Source organism: Bradyrhizobium sp. HKCCYLRH1034, from assembly GCF_051168375.1.
Classification (GTDB): Bacteria; Pseudomonadota; Alphaproteobacteria; order Rhizobiales; family Xanthobacteraceae; genus Bradyrhizobium.
In genome coordinates, this window is record NZ_JBNPUW010000001.1 from 274,747 (window position 1) to 290,676 (window position 15,930).

The following is a 15,930-nucleotide window of genomic DNA, read 5'->3' on the forward strand; positions in this document are numbered from 1 at the left end:
ACGTGCGAGACGTCTCACGCCTGAATCCTCGACATCGGATGACATCCCCGACCATCGGTCGGCAGCCATCGCCATCCGTTGATGCATGTCAAGCGGGCCACATCATCCCGTGGCCAACGCGCTGATGCCCATCAGACCGCGGTCGCGATCACATACACCAGCACGGCTGCGCCGAGGCAGCGGCGCCAGGGGTTGACGCCGCGCAGGAGTTCGTCGAACGCCCAGACGAAGAGACTGGCTTTGACCAGACAATCCAGATTGGCGCCTGTCTGACCCGGCGGATGCCAGACCCAGCCGACGAGGCTGCCCGCCAGCACGATCCAAAGAGCGGGGTTCGGCATCTGGGCGATCGTGATCTCGCCGGTCGCGCGATTGCGGAAGAACCAGTTCAGGAATCGCGACATCGGACCACCCGCGTTCGTCGTGACATGGTCATTCGCCCTCCCGAGGACGACACCCGCCAGGATATTCGTGCCCGCTTAACGGGGGAGATGCATCATGGTTGCTGGTAGCAGCGATGCGCAGATGTCTTGACCTCGCAAGACGGAATGCAGCGCCACCGGCATTTTCACGGGCGCCGTTGTCTTGCTAGTCTGCGCATGAATGCGCGAGGAAGAACCGCAGCATCTCCCGCGTCGCATCCGGTCCTTTCGGATCGGTGTAGGACCCGGCCGGACTGCCGCCGGACCAGGCGTGAGCGGCGCCGTGGATGGTCCAGTGCTCCGACGTCACCTTCCCGCTCGGCTCCGTCAGAATCGTCCGCGTATAGGCATGGCCACCGGGCACCCGCCCGTGCACGACCGACGATGTCCCGCGCATGGCGCCGGTCGCCTGCGCAACGACCCGGTCGCCGTTGGCGGGATGCACGGTCGTGTCGCGATCGCCATGGAAGACGATCGTCGGCACAGCCGATCTCCGATCCGCCGCGTGGCCGGCGCCTTGGCGCATCGCCATCAACGCCGAGGGAAGATCGCGCGCGGCCCCGCAGGCGAGACCGGAATGGACGCCCGCTGCGGCGTAGAGATCGGGATAGGTCGCGGCCATGATGGCGGCCGTGGCGCCTCCGGCCGACAGGCCGGCGACATAGACGCGCCTGGAATCTACAGCATGGTCGCGCATCACCTGGCGGGTGATGCCCGCGATCAGCGACGGCTCGCCGCCCTCGCGCTGCTGGTCGCCGGTGCGAAACCAGTTCCAGCATTTGGACTGATTGGCACCGCTCGGCTGCTCCGGATAGACGACGAAGCAGCTCTGCTCCTCGCCCAGGAAGTTCATCCGTGTGCCGGCCGCGAAATCGTCCGCCGACTGTGTGCAGCCATGCAGCATGACGACGAGCGGAAGCTGACGGCCCTCGGCCCTGCTGGGGATCAACAGCTTGTAGCTCCGGCGTCCCGCCGCATTGCCGAAGCTGGCCTGGACGAATCTTGCACCTTCGGGGGTGGTGTCGCGCGCCGAAGGCGCGCGCAGATGCGGACCTCGCAGGCCGAAGCCCGGCAGCTCGCCGAGATCTTCGCGCCGGACGGGTCGCTGGCGCGCCTGAGCGGGCTTGGCTTGCCATGGCTTGGCTTGCGATGGCTTGTGCGATGGCTTGGCCTGCGTGGCGCGCGCTTGCGCCGGGGCAACCTTCGCGGACGGCCGGTCGCGCTCACTGACGCGCGTCGCCTGTCCCTCGATGGTCGGAGGCGCGAGCCGCGCCGGCACTGATCGCACTGGACTGGCCGCTGCCGCCGGCGAGCCATCGCCGCGCAGCATACGTTGCAGCAACGCCGTGGCCTCGCCCAACTGGCCGGCCCGCGTCAGGCGCGTCGCTTCGCGCATGATCTCTTGGTTCAGCATCGCGCTACCTCATTCTGTCGGCGAGAGCGGCCTTGACCGCGGGGGTGGCATGCAGTGCGCCCAGCACGGAGACCGAGGCGACGGTGGCGCGGGCCAGCTCGGGCGTCACATCGGCGGCGATGGTGGCAAGCCCAAGCACGTTGATTTGCAGCATCTGCCCTGCCCGCTGCGCCGCTTCGAGATCGGCGCGGCTGTAATGCCGCAAGCCGAGGTCCAGGCTGTTGCGCACCGTCGACTGCCTGACCACGTCGGCGTGCCGGTCGAGCTGATTGCGGATCGCGGTGCGGATGAAATCGGTGCGATTGGAATAGAACCCTTCCCGCACCATCAGATCGACCTGACCGAGATCGACGTAGCCGAGATTGACGGTGATCTTCTCGGTGTCCGGAACTTTCCCGCGGAGTGGGTGGACGTTGTCGGGCACAGCGGCATCCAATTCCACCATCCACTGGGATGGTGCATGGATGGCATATGGATGCCCACCGTTGACATTCAAGGCGCAAGCGCAATGTTCCGCCAGGGAACCGGTGATGCCGCGAGCTTCCTGTCGATCCTATCGCCTGCCAGCGCGGCCCGGCTCGATGCAGCAACCGAGGAAAGGGCCGGTCCAACATCGGAGGGGCAAGATAGAGCGTGCAGTCGCCACTGCCCCACCGCCGCGCACGCCGTCGTTAGTGTAGTGCACAGTAACCCCGGGGCCGTAACCCTGGTCATCGTCGAAGGCGGACGATCCAGTACGCCGAGGTTTTTCGGTTCGGTATCTTCTGCAGCAGAATACTGGATGCTCCGCTTTTGGCGGAGCATGACAGCATTGGAGACGGCGAGAGCTCATCCCACGGCCAATTGCCGATTCTCAGGAAATGCTCGTCTCGTTCGCCCCAAGCACCAAGACTCACCGCGGCGGCATCTTCTCGAATTTCGGCAGCGCCGGATCGAGGTGATCCCAGGCGTACCCGGCTGATGTCCACGACACCAGTTGCGGCTTGTAGCGGCCGGGGTCGTCGAGACTGGCCGGCGGGACGATGAACACCTCGGGCATCGCGGGAAATGTCAGGTGAACGTGCGAGCCGCAGGTCGGGCAGAAGGCGCGCCGCTTGACGGTGCCGCCGTCGCCGATGCTCTGCCAATGCGACACCTCGCCGTCGACCTTCACCTCCGCCGCGACGAAGGTCAAATGCGATTGATGCCCGGTGCCGCTGTCGCGCTGACATTGCCGGCACTGGCAGTCCAGCATCACGGCCGGCTCGCCCGTAATCTCGTAGCGGACTGCGCCGCAGGCGCAGCCGCCGGCATAGGACTTCGTCATGTCGCTCTCCTTGTTCAATGCGGCCGCTGCGATGACGCCTGTTCGGCGGCGATCTGATCGAGCTTCTTGACGACCGTCTTCCAGCCCTCGCCCATCTTGCGATAGGCGGTGTCATTGGTCGGCAGCACGAAGCCGGAATGCACCAGGCGAAGGCGCGTGCCCGTGTCCGCCTTGGAAAGACTGAAGGTGACCACCGTCTCCAGCTTCGCGCCGTAGCCGACATTGCTGTCGTGGCCGCCCTTCCACGCGTAGGACAGCCGCTCGTTCGGCACGACCTCCAGCACCTCGCAGTGAATGGTGCCATCCCATTCGCCGGCCGGCGTCGTTTGAAAGGTGAACCGATTGCCGATGATCGGCTCAAAGCCCTTGGGCGCCATCAGCCAGCGGCCGATCAGCTCGCCGTTGGTCAAGGCTTTCCAGATGATCTCCGGCGCATGCGGAAAGATGTCCTCGACGACAATGGCCCGCGTATCCGCGTTCACGGCTTGGTTCATGGATCGATGTCCTTCAGCAGGTTTCTCAGATTGGCAAAGCGGTCGCGCCAGAACGCGCCGTAATGGCTCATCCAGTCGGCCAGCGGCTCCAGGCCGCGTGGCTCCGCGCGGTAATAGACCTTGCGGCCCTCGGGGCGCTCGCAGACCAAGCCGGCCTGTTTCAAGGATTTCAGATGCTGGGAGATCGCGCCCTGCGTGACGGTGCTGCCGCGGGTGAGTTCGACGACGGTGATCTCGTCGGCCTCGACGATGCGCTCGAACACCGCACGCCGCGTCGGATCGGCCAGCGCGCGCATGACGGCAGTGATGGGTTCAGGCTGGATCATGAAAAAACAATAGCAATCGCTAATCAATTAGTCAACACTAATATTATTGGAAAGACCGCCTGGCGTTTCGCCATGGCAAGGGGAGCCAACCTCCACGGCTAAATCGCCCACTCGAAAATCCGAATTTTTATTCTTCCGTTTTTCAGAATTTGATGCTACGGTGTCGCGTCCCGCCTCGATTGAGGGGCGTTTCGCGATCGTCACGAGCGTTGGGTGCGGGATGCGGTGGGCGTGTCGGGTTGCAGCGTGAGCGATCATGCCGACGAACGATCCGATGCGCACGGCGAAATCGTGTGGTCCTGGCATCCCGGTGCTGATGCCAAGCCGGCGCTGCAAGTTCGACGAGCGCGCGGGCATTTCGGTGACAGTGCACTTAACTTCTTAGGCGTTTTGATTGCGCGTTTGACGACAAGGCACTCAGGCTCGCAGCCGCGCCGGCGCCTTGGCCGCGACGCTCACCCGTCCTCCGCCTCGGCCGGCTTCGGCCCGCGTTTGGCGGGCTTGAGCACGCGCCCGGTCAATTTCTCGATGCGGGCGAGGAAGCGGTCGCTGCCGATCGGCCGGCCGATGCTCTCGGCGGCGCGCAGACGCGCGAACAGCGCATCCTCGTCGTCCGGCGCGCGGCTCAGGAGTCCGGCGATGTCCGGGAACATCGTCTTCACCGGCTCACGTGCGGTCAGACCGTCGTCGCGCCCGCGCAGATGCGCGCGCGTGCTCGACCAGGCCCAGTCCTGGGCGCGAGCCACCAGCCGCGCCCGCACCGGATTGAGACTGACGTAGCGCAGCGCCGCCGCCAGATGCGCCTCGTCCATCGCCACCGCGCCGAACCGCCCCTGCCAGAAATGCCCGCTGCGCTTGCGGCGCGCCTGGATGACGCCGGCATAGCTGCGATGCACCCGCGACAGCGCCCGGCGCAGACCGTCGGCATCCGACGGCACCAGGATCAGATGCACGTGGTTCGGCATCAGGCACCACGCCCACACCGCGACGTCAGCCGCCCGGCAATGGGTCGCGAGCAGATCGCGGTACAGCGCGTAGTCGTCGTCGCCGAAGAATGTCCGCGCCCGACCATTGCCGCGCTGGGTGACGTGGTGCGGCAGACCAGGGATAACGACACGGGCAAGGCGGGCCATGCAGCATCATGCGCACTCGGACGGCGCATGTCAAATTAAGTGCACTGTCACCGTAAATCCGTCAGCATTTCCATAAGAATCACGGTTATCCTTGCAGCATCCGCATGCGTTACATCTGGATCGATCGTCTGCGCGCTTCGTTCTATTTGATCGATAAATTGGCTAGCCAGCTCCTTGTTCTCGGATCCGTGCACTGCCCGAAACTGGCGCACTACGGCTTGATCCTGAACAAGCTGGAGCGCTACAGGCATCAGCTCCTCGCGCGACCGAAGTGCCCTCCGCTGTAGAATTTCCTGCCAACGATCCGTCGAATGTTCAGTCGAACCAGCCTCCGGACGGCCAGTCGTTATGTGGAGAACGTATTTTGGTTTTTCTTCTTCGGCCATTACGACCCCCATGTTATTCTAAGGAGCGAACTGATCGACTGCTCTAGCAGTTAAGCATCGGAAGAGAATGGCCCACTTTGAACTAATGAGCTATCTCTCCAAGGCGGGCCATGCGCCATCTTGCGCACTCGGACGGCACATGTCAAATTAAGTGCACTGTCACCTTAAATCCAAATCTATTCATTCGAGCACTTAAACAAGCTCTTTGGCTGACGACATGTGAGATCCCAATGCCCCGCAAATCGGCAAGACGACAACACGATTCGACGGCCATCGGACTCGCCAGCAATTGAACAGTGCTCGTCATCCAGCAAAATGCCGCTATCTGTCATTCGCCAAACGCCTTGAATAGATTCTGCCTCACCCGTCGGCTCAAGTACAAATCCCGAAAGCGCGCCGCCTTCGAACAAGCAAATTCTGACAAGCCACCGCCTATTTGAGGAGGGCTTCGAATCTAGCCCGCGGTCGACGCTCAACGCCCAACAACCTCTTACGTCCTTCTGCAACAGATTCTTGGCCGATAGCTCCTGAGAAAGCCCGACCGATGTGAAGCAGAGCAAAGCGGGCAGCAGTATCGAACCGCTCAGCGCGCGGATCGGATACAACGCTAAAAATATCCTTATTAGCCTCTGCGAGCCATTCATGGTTACGACTATTAGACCCGATTGACGGAGTTACGGTGACAGTGCACAAAACTGCGCAAGCCTGGTTTCAGCGTCCCCCCGCTCAATCCTCCTCTACGGGCTTCGGCCCGCGTTTGGCCGGCTTGAGCACGCGCCCGGTCAATTTCTCGATGCGGGCGAGGAAGCGGTCGCTGCCGATCGGCCGGCCGATGCTCTCGGCGGCGCGCAGACGCGCGAACAGAGCCTCCTCGTCCTCCGGCGCGCGGGTCAGGAGTCCGGCAATGTCCGGGAACATTGCCTTCACCGGCTCACGTGCGGTCAGGCCGTCGTCGCGCCCGCGCAGATGCGCGCGCGTGCTCGACCAGCCCCAGTCCTGGGCGCGCGCCGCCAGCCGCGCCCGCACCGGATTGAGACTGACATAGCGCAGCGCCGCCGCCAGATGCGCCTCGTCTATCGCCACGGCGCCGAACCGCCCCTGCCAGAAATGCCCGCTGCGCTTGCGGCGCGCCTAGATGACGCCGGCATAGCTGCGATGCACCCGCGACAGCGCCCGGCGCAGCCCGTCGGCATCCGACGGCACCAGGATCAGATGCACGTGGTTCGGCATCAGGCACCACGCCCACACCGCGACGTCAGCCGCCCGGCAATGGGTCGCGAGCAGATCGCGGTAGAGCGCGTAGTCGTCGTCGCCGAAGAATGTTCGCGCGCGGCCATTGCCGCGCTGGGTGACGTGGTGCGGCAGACCAGGAACGACGACACGGGCAAGGCGGGCCATGCGCCATCTTGCGCACTCGGACGGCGCATGTCAATTAAGTGCACTGTCACCGTAAATCCGAAGCTCGATGATAAACAATCTCAGCTAATGCGGCGGCGAACTGAACCGGATCAAGACTATTGTTGCTCATTATATTCCCCCGAAGATGTTTACAAGCGAGTAGCGCTTGAAGAAATAGACGTATTCAGCGCGTTCGAAGGCATAACCAAAATCACCGGTATGCCGCTGCAGCTCCTCGTTGATCGGCTGCCCGTTAATTCGATTTGCATTAGGGTTGCTGTTAGAACTAATCTCAGATGGCAGGCCATCAATGTTCCAGACGACATCGCAAAACGCGAAACCCTTGAGCTCGGGCCGTACGCTGACGTCGACATAGCTTTTTCTCGGCTTCGCCTTGATCTCGGCCGGCAACTGCCCGGTAGCATCGAGACGGTTCAACGATAGATCCGACGCTGCCGGATACACGTCGCCGACAACGTGCCCGGTGAAGAAGATCAGCGCCCCTGGCTTATGACGCGGAAGCCCAGGGAAGAACGTCGATTCCGTAGGAAAAAACTCGTAGAGGGGGCTATCTTCGAACAGCACCTTCCTTCCATGATAGTCGCCAGCAGAATAGAGCGCGCGTTGCGCGTCGCCGTTTGGATACCAATAATCTGGCCTGCTCGCAGGCCAGAATGGCCGGATCGCTTCGCTCACTGTATCCGGCAGTTTCACGCGCGAAAGGCCGCTACATATAGACCCCATCGCACGATAGCCGGGCTTCCATCGTACTTTCTTCCAGCGATCCACCTCGTTGATACCTAGCAATCCATACGTTACGAAATTCTTTGAAGCCTCCGTACCCCGCCATTCCTGCCATTCTTCGCGCGTCGCCTTGCTGATCGTAGCACCGAAAAACTTCAATTCGGAAAGCGGGCTCTCGTAAGCATCTTCGGACGCATAAGCTACGCCGAACCAAGGTGCGTCCGCACTCTCGTAAGTCACAATTAGTGGCAGCAGGCTCTTTGGGACCTTTCCATTGTCGGTCGTCTCACCACCACAAGCCTCCGGCGGCCGCACTACTACGCCGTGCCCGTCCTTCATCTTGAGCCCGAAGGCCATCGGCGCCACGCTGACCTCGACGGTTCGGTCATTGTCCTTGTACGTTGTGATGCTTACGCGACAGCCGACCACGATATCGAAATTGAGAGGCTCGCCCTTGTAGGCGAGCTTGACCTTCAGGCGATAATAGGTCGCGCGATCCTCTCCGGGAGTTCTCACCTCGCGCGACTTGGTAAAGCTCGAATCACCAAAAAGAGCTCGCGAGCTCATGCCCAGCAGCACAATACCTGCGCCGATTCCAAGGAGGACAACGATAAATCTCCTCATCCTAGCACTCCAGAAGCCAACGATTCTGCGAACTGTCTTCCAGCGAGATTTGAGACGAATCTACAATCGTTTACTAAGATGGATATCTGCATTCGCGGTGAATGACGCGAAAGGAGGTCGATCAAGACGGTCATCGTTCCCTCAAGCTCTCGTGCCGATACCTCAAGCGCGGCGACATCACATACTCGATGATCCGCCGTGTCCCCGTCTTGATCTCCACCGTCACCGCCATGCCTGGCGCCAGCGCCACCATCTTATCCTCGACCTGCATCTGCTTCTCGTCCAGCGACACCCGCGCCGAGTAGATGAACTCCTGCCCCGCCGGCTCGCTGGTCTCGGCGAGCGCGCCAGCCAACTTGCCGCCGTTCTGCTTGTCGGCCGGCTTCTCGCGGACGATGGAGTCCTGCGAGACGCTCAGTACCTTGCCGTGGACGAGGCCGTAGCGGGTGAAGTTGAAGGTGTCGATCTTGATCTCGGCCGGCTGGCCGATATTGACGAAGCCGATGTCGCGGTTGGCGATCATGACCTCAGTCTCGAGCTGACTGTCGGCAGGCACGATGAGCATCAGTTGTTGCGCCGGTGTGACGACGCCGCCGACGGTGTGCAGCGCGAGCTGCTGCACGGTGCCGTCGATCGGGGCGCGCAGCACCTGCTCGGCGACCTTGCGCTCGGCCTTGACGAGGTCCTGCGTCAGCTCGTCGGTCTTCTTCTCGGCATCAGTGAGATCGGACAGCACCTGGCGCTCGAAGCCCGAGCGGGTCTGCGCCAGTTGCTGTTCCAGCGCCAATCGCGCGGCCTCGATCTCGGCCAAGCGCCGCGTCTGAACGACGCGCTCGCTCTGCTGATCGATCAGCCGCGACTGCGCATCGATGAAGGCGATCTGGTTGCCGTACTGGATCTCCTTGGCGTTGCGGCGGATGTCGGCGGTCTCCTGCAGGAACGGCAAGGTGGCGTCGATCTTGGCGATCGCGGCCTCGATCGACTGCGCCTCGGCGCGCTTCTGCGCGATCTGCTGCAGGTTGGAGGCGAGCTTCGACAGCTGTTCGGCGGCTTGCGCCTGCAGCGCGGCGCGGATGCGCGCGACGTCGTTGGGCGTGGCGCCTTGCGGCACCACCAGCGGCCGCAGCTCGGCGAGATCGGCGAAGCTGTCGCGCAGCACGCCGAGCCGGGCGACATCGAGCCGCGCCTGCATCAGGCCCTGCGCGACGCGGCGGCGCTCGGCCTCGGTCACGGTGCGGTCGAGTTCGACCAGCGCTTGCCCCATCATCGCAGGCTCCTCCCAGCCTGGGAGGAAACATCCTCCGCCCATCCGAGCAAGGCGAGATTGCCGGCAGCAAAAATCAGGTTTGCCAAATCGTTACAAGGGGATCACGGTTTCGGCCGGCGGCCTCGAAGATTCTTCTTCTGTTTTTCGGAATTGCATGCTATGATCCGCGCCGTCCCGCCTCACTTGAGGGGCGTTTCGCGATCGTCACGAGCGTTGGGTGCGGGATGCGGTGGGCGTGTCGGGTTGCAGCGTGAGCGATCATGCCGACGAACGATCCGATGCGTACGGCGAAGTCGTGTGGTCCTGGCATCCCGGTGCTGATGCCAAGCTGGCGCTGCGAGTTCGACGAGCGCGCTGGCGACGGGGGCAAGAAAGCCGATCCCCGGGGAGATCACGTATAAGCCGTTCAAACCATTGCGCGGGGAAGGCCGGGATGATCCGGCCCGTACCTGTGGTTCCTGCCGCCTGCATTTTTTTCGCAGGCGGGCCATGGGTGCGACCGGCACCCGGCCTTTCCCGCGCCCTCATTCTCGAGAGGGCGATCAGACGAGCAAAACTCGGACGCGAAAGCGGGCGCGAGGATGAGAGCGCATGTTTCACGCTCTTCATGTCTCGGCGTCATTGCGAGCGAAGCGAAGCAATCCAGAGTCCCGCGACGACTCTGGATTGCTTCGTCGCTACGCTCCTCGCAATGACGCCTGCGTCTCCACTGTCGTCCCGGGCAAGCTGCGGCAACGCGTCAGCGTTGGCGCGGCGCCGCCCCCGGGACCATACTCCGCAGCGGTCGTGTGACGCACGCTGGAGCGTCCAGCTCGCACGCCCAACCCCGCCGGTGGTTATGGATCCCGGCGTTCGCCGGATGACACTGAGATTTTGACAGCCACCGTGGCCCCAATGCGCAGCTTTGAACCTTCGCCCCCGCTGCCCGAACACACCCAAGCGCCTCACTCCCGCCAAATCCCGCAGAAAAACCGACTGAATCCGCCTCCCCGATCCGGTAGACTCGCCGCGTGACCCATCGCCCTACGATTCTCGTCTTCGACTCAGGCCTCGGCGGCCTGTCCGTGCTGCGCGAGGTGGTGCGGGCGCGGCCCGATGCCCACTACGTCTATGTCGCCGACGACGCGTTCTTTCCGTACGGCCATCACAGCGAGGCGGCGCTGATCGCCCGCGTGGTGCCGCTGATGGGCGAGCTGATCGCCGCGCACGAGCCGGACCTCGTCGTGATCGCCTGCAACACCGCCTCGGTGCAGACGCTGGCGCCGCTGCGCGCGGCCTACGCGACGCCGTTCGTCGGCACCGTGCCGGCGATCAAGCCGGCCTGCGCGCAATCCCTGACGAAGCGCGTCTCCGTGCTCGGCACCAAGGCGACGGTGCAGCGCGAATACACCCACGCCCTCATCCGCGACTTCGCGCGGGGCTGCGCCGTCACGCTGGTCGGCTCGCCGGAACTCGCGTCACTGGCGGAGGCCGCGCTCAGCGGAACCCAGGTCAGCGACGCGGCCATTGCCGCCGAGATCGCGCCTTGCTTCGTGGGCGACGCCGCCGATCCCGCGGGCCGGACCGACACCGTCGTGCTCGCCTGCACGCATTATCCGCTGCTGCTCGATCGGCTCGAACGCCTGGCGCCCTGGCCGGTGACCTGGATAGATCCCGCGCCCGCCATCGCGCGCCGTGTCGTCGACCTGCTGGGCCCCCCGGCTGGCGGCCCCGACGATGGCGGCGCCACCATGATCTTCACCTCGAACAAGCCACATCAGCTCGGCCGCGCGCTCACGCCCTATTTCGGCGGCCGCGTCCCGGCCTGACGGAGACCGCCGATGGCCGCAGCGCCCAAACCGCTCAACCGCCTCAAGCAGGCCTGGCGCGACAAGAGGCCTACGTTCGGCGCCATCGCCACCATCCCGAGCATCCAGACCGTGCGCATCATGGCGCAGTCGCTCGACTGGATCATCGTCGACCTCGAGCATGGGCCGATCGATCTCTCCACCGCGCACGCGATGATCATGGCCACCGCAGGCACGCCCTGCGTGCCGCTGGTGCGCATCGCCGCCAACGAGCCGCATCTCGCCAAGGCGCCGATGGACCTCGGCGCGCTCGGCATCAACTTCCCGATGATTTCCAGCCGCGCGGACGCCGAGAAGGCCGTGCGCAGCGTGCGCTATCCGCCGCGCGGCGACCGCCTGTGGGGTCCGTTCCACGCCCCCTTCCGCTGGAACGTGTCGATGGCCGACTACATGGCCACCGCCGACGACGACATGGTCTGCATGGTCACGATCGAGCATGTCGAGGCGGTCGAGCGGATCGACGAGATCATGGCCACGCCCGGCATCGACATCGCGGTGATCGGCCCGGGCGATCTCGCCACCTCGATCAACAAGCGCGGCCAGCTCGATGATCCCGAAGTGAAATCCCTGATCGCCCGCGCCGAGGCCGGCATCCTCAGATCAGGCGTGCCGATCGGCGGCGCCGCGCGCTCGGCCGATCAGGCCAATGCGATGATCGAACGCGGTTACGTGGCGCTGGCGCTCGGCTTCGACTGGTCCTTGTTCCAGCGCGGCATCGCCGCGAGCTTCGAGGGGATCAAGCGCTGATTCGCGCCGTTTCGAGCCGCGCTTCATGTTTCAAACGAAAAACAACTTTGCGGGAGAAGACCATGAGGAAGAAGACGATTTTCGGCCTGTCGCCGGCCGTCCTCGGGGTCTGAGGCCAAGCCGCTCGCCTCGCCGGCGCCCTCGAACGGCGCTTCCGTAACCCGGCCTGCGGTGTTAACAGCAGCCGCCGCCGGGGAGCCGGACCAGGCCAAGCAGAACGAACGGGAGCGACAGGTTCAGGATGCGCGGAACCACCAGGCCGATTTCGCTGCACCGCCGTCTGATCATCGATCTGATGCACGCCTCGCGCGGCGTACCGTTCGTGTCGCTAGCCCGGACGATCCAGATCGGGCCGCTGCTGGAGGCCCGCGCCGCGGCCGTCCGCCCGCCCGGTTTCGCCGCGCTCTTCGTCAAGGCGTTCGCCCTGGTCGCCCGCGACGAGCCGGTCCTGCGCACGCTCTACACCGGGTGGCCGCGGCGCTGCCTCTACGAGCTGCCGCGCAGCGTCGCCACCGTCACCATTGCCCGGGTCGAGAATGGCGAGGATTGCGTGCTGCCGCAGCGCGTCTCCGGGCCGGAGGACATGTCGCTGGCCGAGATCGACGCGGTGATCCGGCAGGGCAAGGAGGCGCCGGTCGGGGACGTCGCTATGTTCCGCAAGATCATGCGGGCGACCCGGCTGCCGTTGCCACTGCGCCGGTTCGCCTGGTGGGTCGGGCTGAATTTCGGCCGCCAGCGCGCCAACTGGTTCGGCAATTTCTCCGTCACCAGCGTCGCGGCCTGCGGCGGCGGCCAGCTCCTTGCCCTGAGCCCGGGACCGTTCATCATCAATTACGACGTCGTCGGGCCGGACCAGACGATTCCCATCCTGATCCGCTGGGATCACCGGGTTACCGACGGCGCCATGATCGCCAGGACGGCGATCCGGCTCGAGCAGGTGCTGAATGGCGAGATCGCGGCCGAGCTGCGGGCCCGCCCGGTTCCCGGGCGCGGGCCGGCGGAGGCCGACCTGGGATGCGAGGCGGCGCGACAGAAAATGACCGTCCTGAGCGGGCCACAGGCGTGATTTGCCGGCAAAGGGGCGGTTGCGGTTTGACAAGGCAGCGGTTTCTCGCTTAAGAACCGCCCTGCTCGCGGGCCGCTTTCGGCCCGCGTTGCGTTTCGCGACCCGTGGCCTTCTCCCTTCATGCTTTGGGGATGGGCCTGTCGGTGGACCGGGTTTCCCGGACACACAGGAGGGCGCGTTTCCTCAAACCCTAACTTGATCGAAGAGGACGCGATGACTAAGCGCAGTGAGGCGAAGTACAAGATCGATCGCCGCATGGGCCAGAACATCTGGGGCCGCCCGAAGAGCCCCGTCAACCGCCGCGAATACGGCCCCGGCCAGCACGGCCAGCGCCGCAAGGGCAAGCTCTCGGACTTCGGCGTGCAGCTGCGCGCCAAGCAGAAGCTGAAGGGCTACTACGCCAACATCTCCGAGCGCCAGTTCCACGGCATCTATGTCGAGGCCGGCCGTCTCAAGGGCGACACCGGCGAGAACCTGATCGGCATTCTCGAGCGCCGTCTCGACACCGTCGTGTTCCGCGCCAAGTTCGTCTCGACCATGTTCGCGGCGCGCCAGTTCATCAACCACGGCCACATCAAGGTGAACGGCCGCAAGGTCAACATCGCGAGCTACCAAGTCAAGCCGGGCGACGTGATCGAGGTCAAGGAAGCCTCCAAGCAGCTCGCCGTGGTGCTGGAAGCGACCCAGCTCGCCGAGCGTGACGTGCCCGACTACATCGAGGCCGATCACTCCAAGATGACCGCGAAGTTCATCCGCATCCCCGCGCTGTCGGACGTGCCGTTCGCGGTGCAGATGGAGCCGCATCTGATCGTCGAGTTCTACTCGCGCTGAGCTTGACCGGACCGCGGTCCGGCCCCATCTGATAATCCGAAGGCCCTGGCATGCGCCGGGGCCTTTTCTTTTTGAGCTTGTTTTCGGATGGGGCGAACCGATTCCCGAATGCCACACTTGCCACGAAAACGCCCCACCTGGGCTGACAGCGAGTCTAACCCGTGATTCACTGTCGGCAGTTGTAAAGTAGCGGGGCGTTCGCCATGGAGTTCAACAGGCGCAATATCATCTTCGGTGCGTTGCCGACCGATGCGGTCGGCGCCCCGCCTCTGCCGCCGTTGCGGGCGCCGCCGCTCAGCGCTCCGCCGTTACGCGCACGGACCTCCGGCGTCCGCTATCGCTTCAACGACGGCCTCTATCCCTCGACCGTCTTCGACATTCTCGAACGCTCCTGCTGGCACGTCCAGTCCGATGCGACAGCCCATGTGATCCGCCATGTCGGGACCGGGCTCACCTTTGCCGACGCGCAGCTTCGCCACGATCCCTACGCGCTCGAGCTCCTCCACTGTTTCGACGATTCGCGCGAGCTCGCCGACGAATGGCACACCATGCTGGTCGGCTGGGCCGCGGTGAACATGGGCTGGAACATCAAGCGGCAACGCCCGGGCGCCGCGCTGCTTCTTTCACCGTCACGGCAGAGCCCGCTCGAACCCTGGGTGTTCGATTGCACCGAGGCGCCGCCGCTGGTCGCCGAGCCGATCGAGAGCAAGCCGTTGCGGCGGCCGGACATCTGGCTCAACCCGCCGCGCGCGGCGTAATCGAGGAGGCGTTTTGCGGGGGCGATGCGAGTTGGGTAAGGTCCGGGTCGTGATAAGCCGAACGAGGACCGCCGATGTATTACACCCCGCCTGCGCGTGATCCCAAGGCGCCGCCCGTGCGCGTCAATCTGTTGTCGGACACGCAGACCCGCCCGACGCCCGCGATGCGCGAGGCCATCGCGCGGGCCGAGGTCGGCGACGAGCAGATCGGCGACGATCCGACCGTGCATGAATTGTGCGGCCGCGTCGCCGCGCTGCTCGGCAAGGAAGCCGCCGTGCTGATGCCGTCGGGTACGATGTGCAATGTCGCGGCAACGCTGGTGCATTGCCGCCCAGGTGACGAGATCCTGGCACACGAGACCGCGCACATCATCTCGCGCGAGGGCGGCGCGCATGCGGCGCTCGGCGGTTTCCAGGTGACGCAATTGAAGGGGCCCGACGGACAGTTCACACCGGAGACGTTCCGCGCCGCGCTGCATCCGCGCTCACGCTACCAGCCGCCGCAGACCGTCGTCAGTGTCGAGCAGACCGCCAATATCGGCGGCGGCACGATCTGGAAGAAGGCCGCGCTCGACGAGATCGCCGAGATCGCCAAGGCGAACGGCATGGCGACGCACATGGACGGCGCAAGGCTGCTCAACGCGACGGTTGCCACCGGCATTCCGGCGGCCGAGATGACCGCGGGCTGGGATTCGGCCTGGATCGATTTCTCCAAGGGGCTGGGCGCGCCGATCGGCGGCGTGCTCGCCGGCAGCGCCGCCTTCATCGACGAGGTGTGGCGCTGGAAGCAGCGGCTCGGCGGCGCGATGCGCCAGGCCGGCGTGGTCGCCGCGGCCTGCATCTATGCGCTCGATCATCACGTCGACCGGCTCGCCGAGGATCATGCCAATGCGCGGGCGCTGGCACGCGGGCTGTCGCAGATCCAGGGTGTGGAGGTCCAGGAGCCGGAGACCAATCTGGTGTTCTTCAAGCCGGACGGCGCCGGCGTGTCCGGCGAGACGATGGTGAGTGAATTGCGCAAGCGCGGCGTGCTGCTGGCGATGATGGACGGCCGCATCCGCGCCTGCACCCATCTCGACGTGACAGCCGCCATGATCGAAGAGACGATCGGCCACGTCAGGGAGATCGTACGCAGGGCATGAGGATCATCGCACGCGCGCCCGGCAG

The 15,930-nt window shown here is 64.6% G+C and carries 18 protein-coding genes; 6 read left to right on the forward strand and 12 right to left on the reverse strand.

Annotated features, from left to right (window positions below):
* Positions 1–131 precede the first annotated feature (131 nt).
* The 12 genes from ACQR0W_RS01250 to ACQR0W_RS01305 form a co-directional block, all read right to left on the reverse strand.
* The gene (locus ACQR0W_RS01250; protein WP_315714813.1) at positions 132–404 is read right to left on the reverse strand and encodes a hypothetical protein; all 273 of its coding nucleotides are present in this window, start codon (positions 402–404) and stop codon (positions 132–134) included.
* A 184-nt stretch (positions 405–588) separates the two neighbouring features.
* Complete coding sequence (locus ACQR0W_RS01255; protein WP_316170312.1) at positions 589–1,836, reverse strand: extracellular catalytic domain type 1 short-chain-length polyhydroxyalkanoate depolymerase; 1,248 nt, start codon at positions 1,834–1,836, stop codon at positions 589–591.
* Positions 1,837–1,840: 4 nt separating this feature from the next.
* Entirely contained in the window at positions 1,841–2,281 is a 441-nt protein-coding gene (locus ACQR0W_RS01260) for a CopG family transcriptional regulator (protein ID WP_315714988.1), read from the reverse strand.
* A gap of 447 nt (positions 2,282–2,728) precedes the next feature.
* Positions 2,729–3,142: a GFA family protein gene (locus ACQR0W_RS01265; protein ID WP_315714815.1), complete on the reverse strand. Its 414-nt coding sequence runs from the start codon at positions 3,140–3,142 to the stop codon at positions 2,729–2,731.
* 14 nt (positions 3,143–3,156) lie between these two features.
* Positions 3,157–3,636 carry an SRPBCC family protein gene (locus ACQR0W_RS01270; protein ID WP_315714816.1) on the reverse strand — a complete coding sequence of 160 codons (480 nt, stop codon included), beginning with the start codon at positions 3,634–3,636 and terminating at the stop codon, positions 3,157–3,159.
* Positions 3,633–3,962 (reverse strand): ArsR/SmtB family transcription factor, encoded by a 330-nt coding sequence (locus ACQR0W_RS01275; protein ID WP_315714817.1) that lies wholly within the window; start codon positions 3,960–3,962, stop codon positions 3,633–3,635. Before ACQR0W_RS01275 ends, ACQR0W_RS01270 begins: the two co-directional genes overlap by 4 nt.
* A gap of 455 nt (positions 3,963–4,417) precedes the next feature.
* Positions 4,418–5,095, reverse strand: coding sequence for a transposase (locus tag ACQR0W_RS01280; RefSeq protein ID WP_315714818.1), 678 nt, complete (start codon positions 5,093–5,095; stop codon positions 4,418–4,420).
* 47 nt (positions 5,096–5,142) lie between these two features.
* Positions 5,143–5,481, reverse strand: coding sequence for a hypothetical protein (locus ACQR0W_RS01285; protein ID WP_315714819.1), 339 nt, complete (start codon positions 5,479–5,481; stop codon positions 5,143–5,145).
* A 726-nt stretch (positions 5,482–6,207) separates the two neighbouring features.
* The gene (locus ACQR0W_RS01290; protein ID WP_316170313.1) at positions 6,208–6,564 is read right to left on the reverse strand and encodes a hypothetical protein; all 357 of its coding nucleotides are present in this window, start codon (positions 6,562–6,564) and stop codon (positions 6,208–6,210) included.
* A 48-nt stretch (positions 6,565–6,612) separates the two neighbouring features.
* Positions 6,613–6,879, reverse strand: a complete 267-nt coding sequence (locus ACQR0W_RS01295; protein WP_315714821.1) for a transposase — start codon at positions 6,877–6,879, stop codon at positions 6,613–6,615.
* 129 nt (positions 6,880–7,008) lie between these two features.
* Positions 7,009–8,247, reverse strand: coding sequence for a hypothetical protein (locus ACQR0W_RS01300; RefSeq protein ID WP_315749318.1), 1,239 nt, complete (start codon positions 8,245–8,247; stop codon positions 7,009–7,011).
* A gap of 130 nt (positions 8,248–8,377) precedes the next feature.
* Positions 8,378–9,514 (reverse strand): HlyD family type I secretion periplasmic adaptor subunit, encoded by a 1,137-nt coding sequence (locus ACQR0W_RS01305; RefSeq protein ID WP_315749317.1) that lies wholly within the window; start codon positions 9,512–9,514, stop codon positions 8,378–8,380.
* Between the two features lie 1,010 nt (positions 9,515–10,524).
* On the opposite strand from ACQR0W_RS01305, the gene murI reads away from it, so the two are divergent.
* The 6 genes from murI (at position 10,525) to ACQR0W_RS01335 (ending at position 15,905) form a co-directional block, all read left to right on the forward strand.
* Positions 10,525–11,322, forward strand: coding sequence for a glutamate racemase (gene murI / locus ACQR0W_RS01310; RefSeq protein ID WP_315714825.1), 798 nt, complete (start codon positions 10,525–10,527; stop codon positions 11,320–11,322).
* A 12-nt stretch (positions 11,323–11,334) separates the two neighbouring features.
* The gene (locus ACQR0W_RS01315; RefSeq protein ID WP_316170315.1) at positions 11,335–12,108 is read left to right on the forward strand and encodes an HpcH/HpaI aldolase family protein; all 774 of its coding nucleotides are present in this window, start codon (positions 11,335–11,337) and stop codon (positions 12,106–12,108) included.
* A 241-nt stretch (positions 12,109–12,349) separates the two neighbouring features.
* Positions 12,350–13,174: an acyltransferase gene (locus ACQR0W_RS01320; RefSeq protein WP_316170316.1), complete on the forward strand. Its 825-nt coding sequence runs from the start codon at positions 12,350–12,352 to the stop codon at positions 13,172–13,174.
* A gap of 213 nt (positions 13,175–13,387) precedes the next feature.
* A complete protein-coding gene (gene rpsD / locus ACQR0W_RS01325) occupies positions 13,388–14,005 on the forward strand; it encodes a 30S ribosomal protein S4 (RefSeq protein ID WP_011925811.1) in 618 nt (205 codons plus the stop codon).
* A 203-nt stretch (positions 14,006–14,208) separates the two neighbouring features.
* On the forward strand, positions 14,209–14,763 hold the full coding sequence (locus ACQR0W_RS01330; protein WP_316170317.1) for a hypothetical protein: 555 nt from the start codon (positions 14,209–14,211) through the stop codon (positions 14,761–14,763).
* A 74-nt stretch (positions 14,764–14,837) separates the two neighbouring features.
* Positions 14,838–15,905 carry a threonine aldolase family protein gene (locus ACQR0W_RS01335; RefSeq protein ID WP_316170318.1) on the forward strand — a complete coding sequence of 356 codons (1,068 nt, stop codon included), beginning with the start codon at positions 14,838–14,840 and terminating at the stop codon, positions 15,903–15,905.
* Positions 15,906–15,930 lie beyond the last annotated feature (25 nt).

What these genes read in the sequence shown, in the direction of transcription:
- ACQR0W_RS01270 (WP_315714816.1), bottom strand. Translation starts at nt 3,636, where the DNA reads ATGAACCAAGCCGTGAACGCGGATACGCGGGCCATTGTCGTCGAGGAC.
- ACQR0W_RS01305 (WP_315749317.1), bottom strand. Translation starts at nt 9,514, where the DNA reads ATGATGGGGCAAGCGCTGGTCGAACTCGACCGCACCGTGACCGAGGCC.
- ACQR0W_RS01295 (WP_315714821.1), bottom strand. Translation starts at nt 6,879, where the DNA reads ATGGCCCGCCTTGCCCGTGTCGTCGTTCCTGGTCTGCCGCACCACGTC.
- ACQR0W_RS01280 (WP_315714818.1), bottom strand. Translation starts at nt 5,095, where the DNA reads ATGGCCCGCCTTGCCCGTGTCGTTATCCCTGGTCTGCCGCACCACGTC.
- ACQR0W_RS01315 (WP_316170315.1), top strand. Translation starts at nt 11,335, where the DNA reads ATGGCCGCAGCGCCCAAACCGCTCAACCGCCTCAAGCAGGCCTGGCGC.
- ACQR0W_RS01320 (WP_316170316.1), top strand. Translation starts at nt 12,350, where the DNA reads ATGCGCGGAACCACCAGGCCGATTTCGCTGCACCGCCGTCTGATCATC.
- rpsD (WP_011925811.1), top strand. Translation starts at nt 13,388, where the DNA reads ATGACTAAGCGCAGTGAGGCGAAGTACAAGATCGATCGCCGCATGGGC.
- ACQR0W_RS01300 (WP_315749318.1), bottom strand. Translation starts at nt 8,247, where the DNA reads ATGAGGAGATTTATCGTTGTCCTCCTTGGAATCGGCGCAGGTATTGTG.
- ACQR0W_RS01255 (WP_316170312.1), bottom strand. Translation starts at nt 1,836, where the DNA reads ATGCTGAACCAAGAGATCATGCGCGAAGCGACGCGCCTGACGCGGGCC.
- ACQR0W_RS01335 (WP_316170318.1), top strand. Translation starts at nt 14,838, where the DNA reads ATGTATTACACCCCGCCTGCGCGTGATCCCAAGGCGCCGCCCGTGCGC.
- ACQR0W_RS01265 (WP_315714815.1), bottom strand. Translation starts at nt 3,142, where the DNA reads ATGACGAAGTCCTATGCCGGCGGCTGCGCCTGCGGCGCAGTCCGCTAC.
- ACQR0W_RS01285 (WP_315714819.1), bottom strand. Translation starts at nt 5,481, where the DNA reads ATGGCCGAAGAAGAAAAACCAAAATACGTTCTCCACATAACGACTGGC.
- ACQR0W_RS01260 (WP_315714988.1), bottom strand. Translation starts at nt 2,281, where the DNA reads ATGGTGGAATTGGATGCCGCTGTGCCCGACAACGTCCACCCACTCCGC.
- ACQR0W_RS01250 (WP_315714813.1), bottom strand. Translation starts at nt 404, where the DNA reads ATGTCGCGATTCCTGAACTGGTTCTTCCGCAATCGCGCGACCGGCGAG.
- ACQR0W_RS01275 (WP_315714817.1), bottom strand. Translation starts at nt 3,962, where the DNA reads ATGATCCAGCCTGAACCCATCACTGCCGTCATGCGCGCGCTGGCCGAT.
- ACQR0W_RS01330 (WP_316170317.1), top strand. Translation starts at nt 14,209, where the DNA reads ATGGAGTTCAACAGGCGCAATATCATCTTCGGTGCGTTGCCGACCGAT.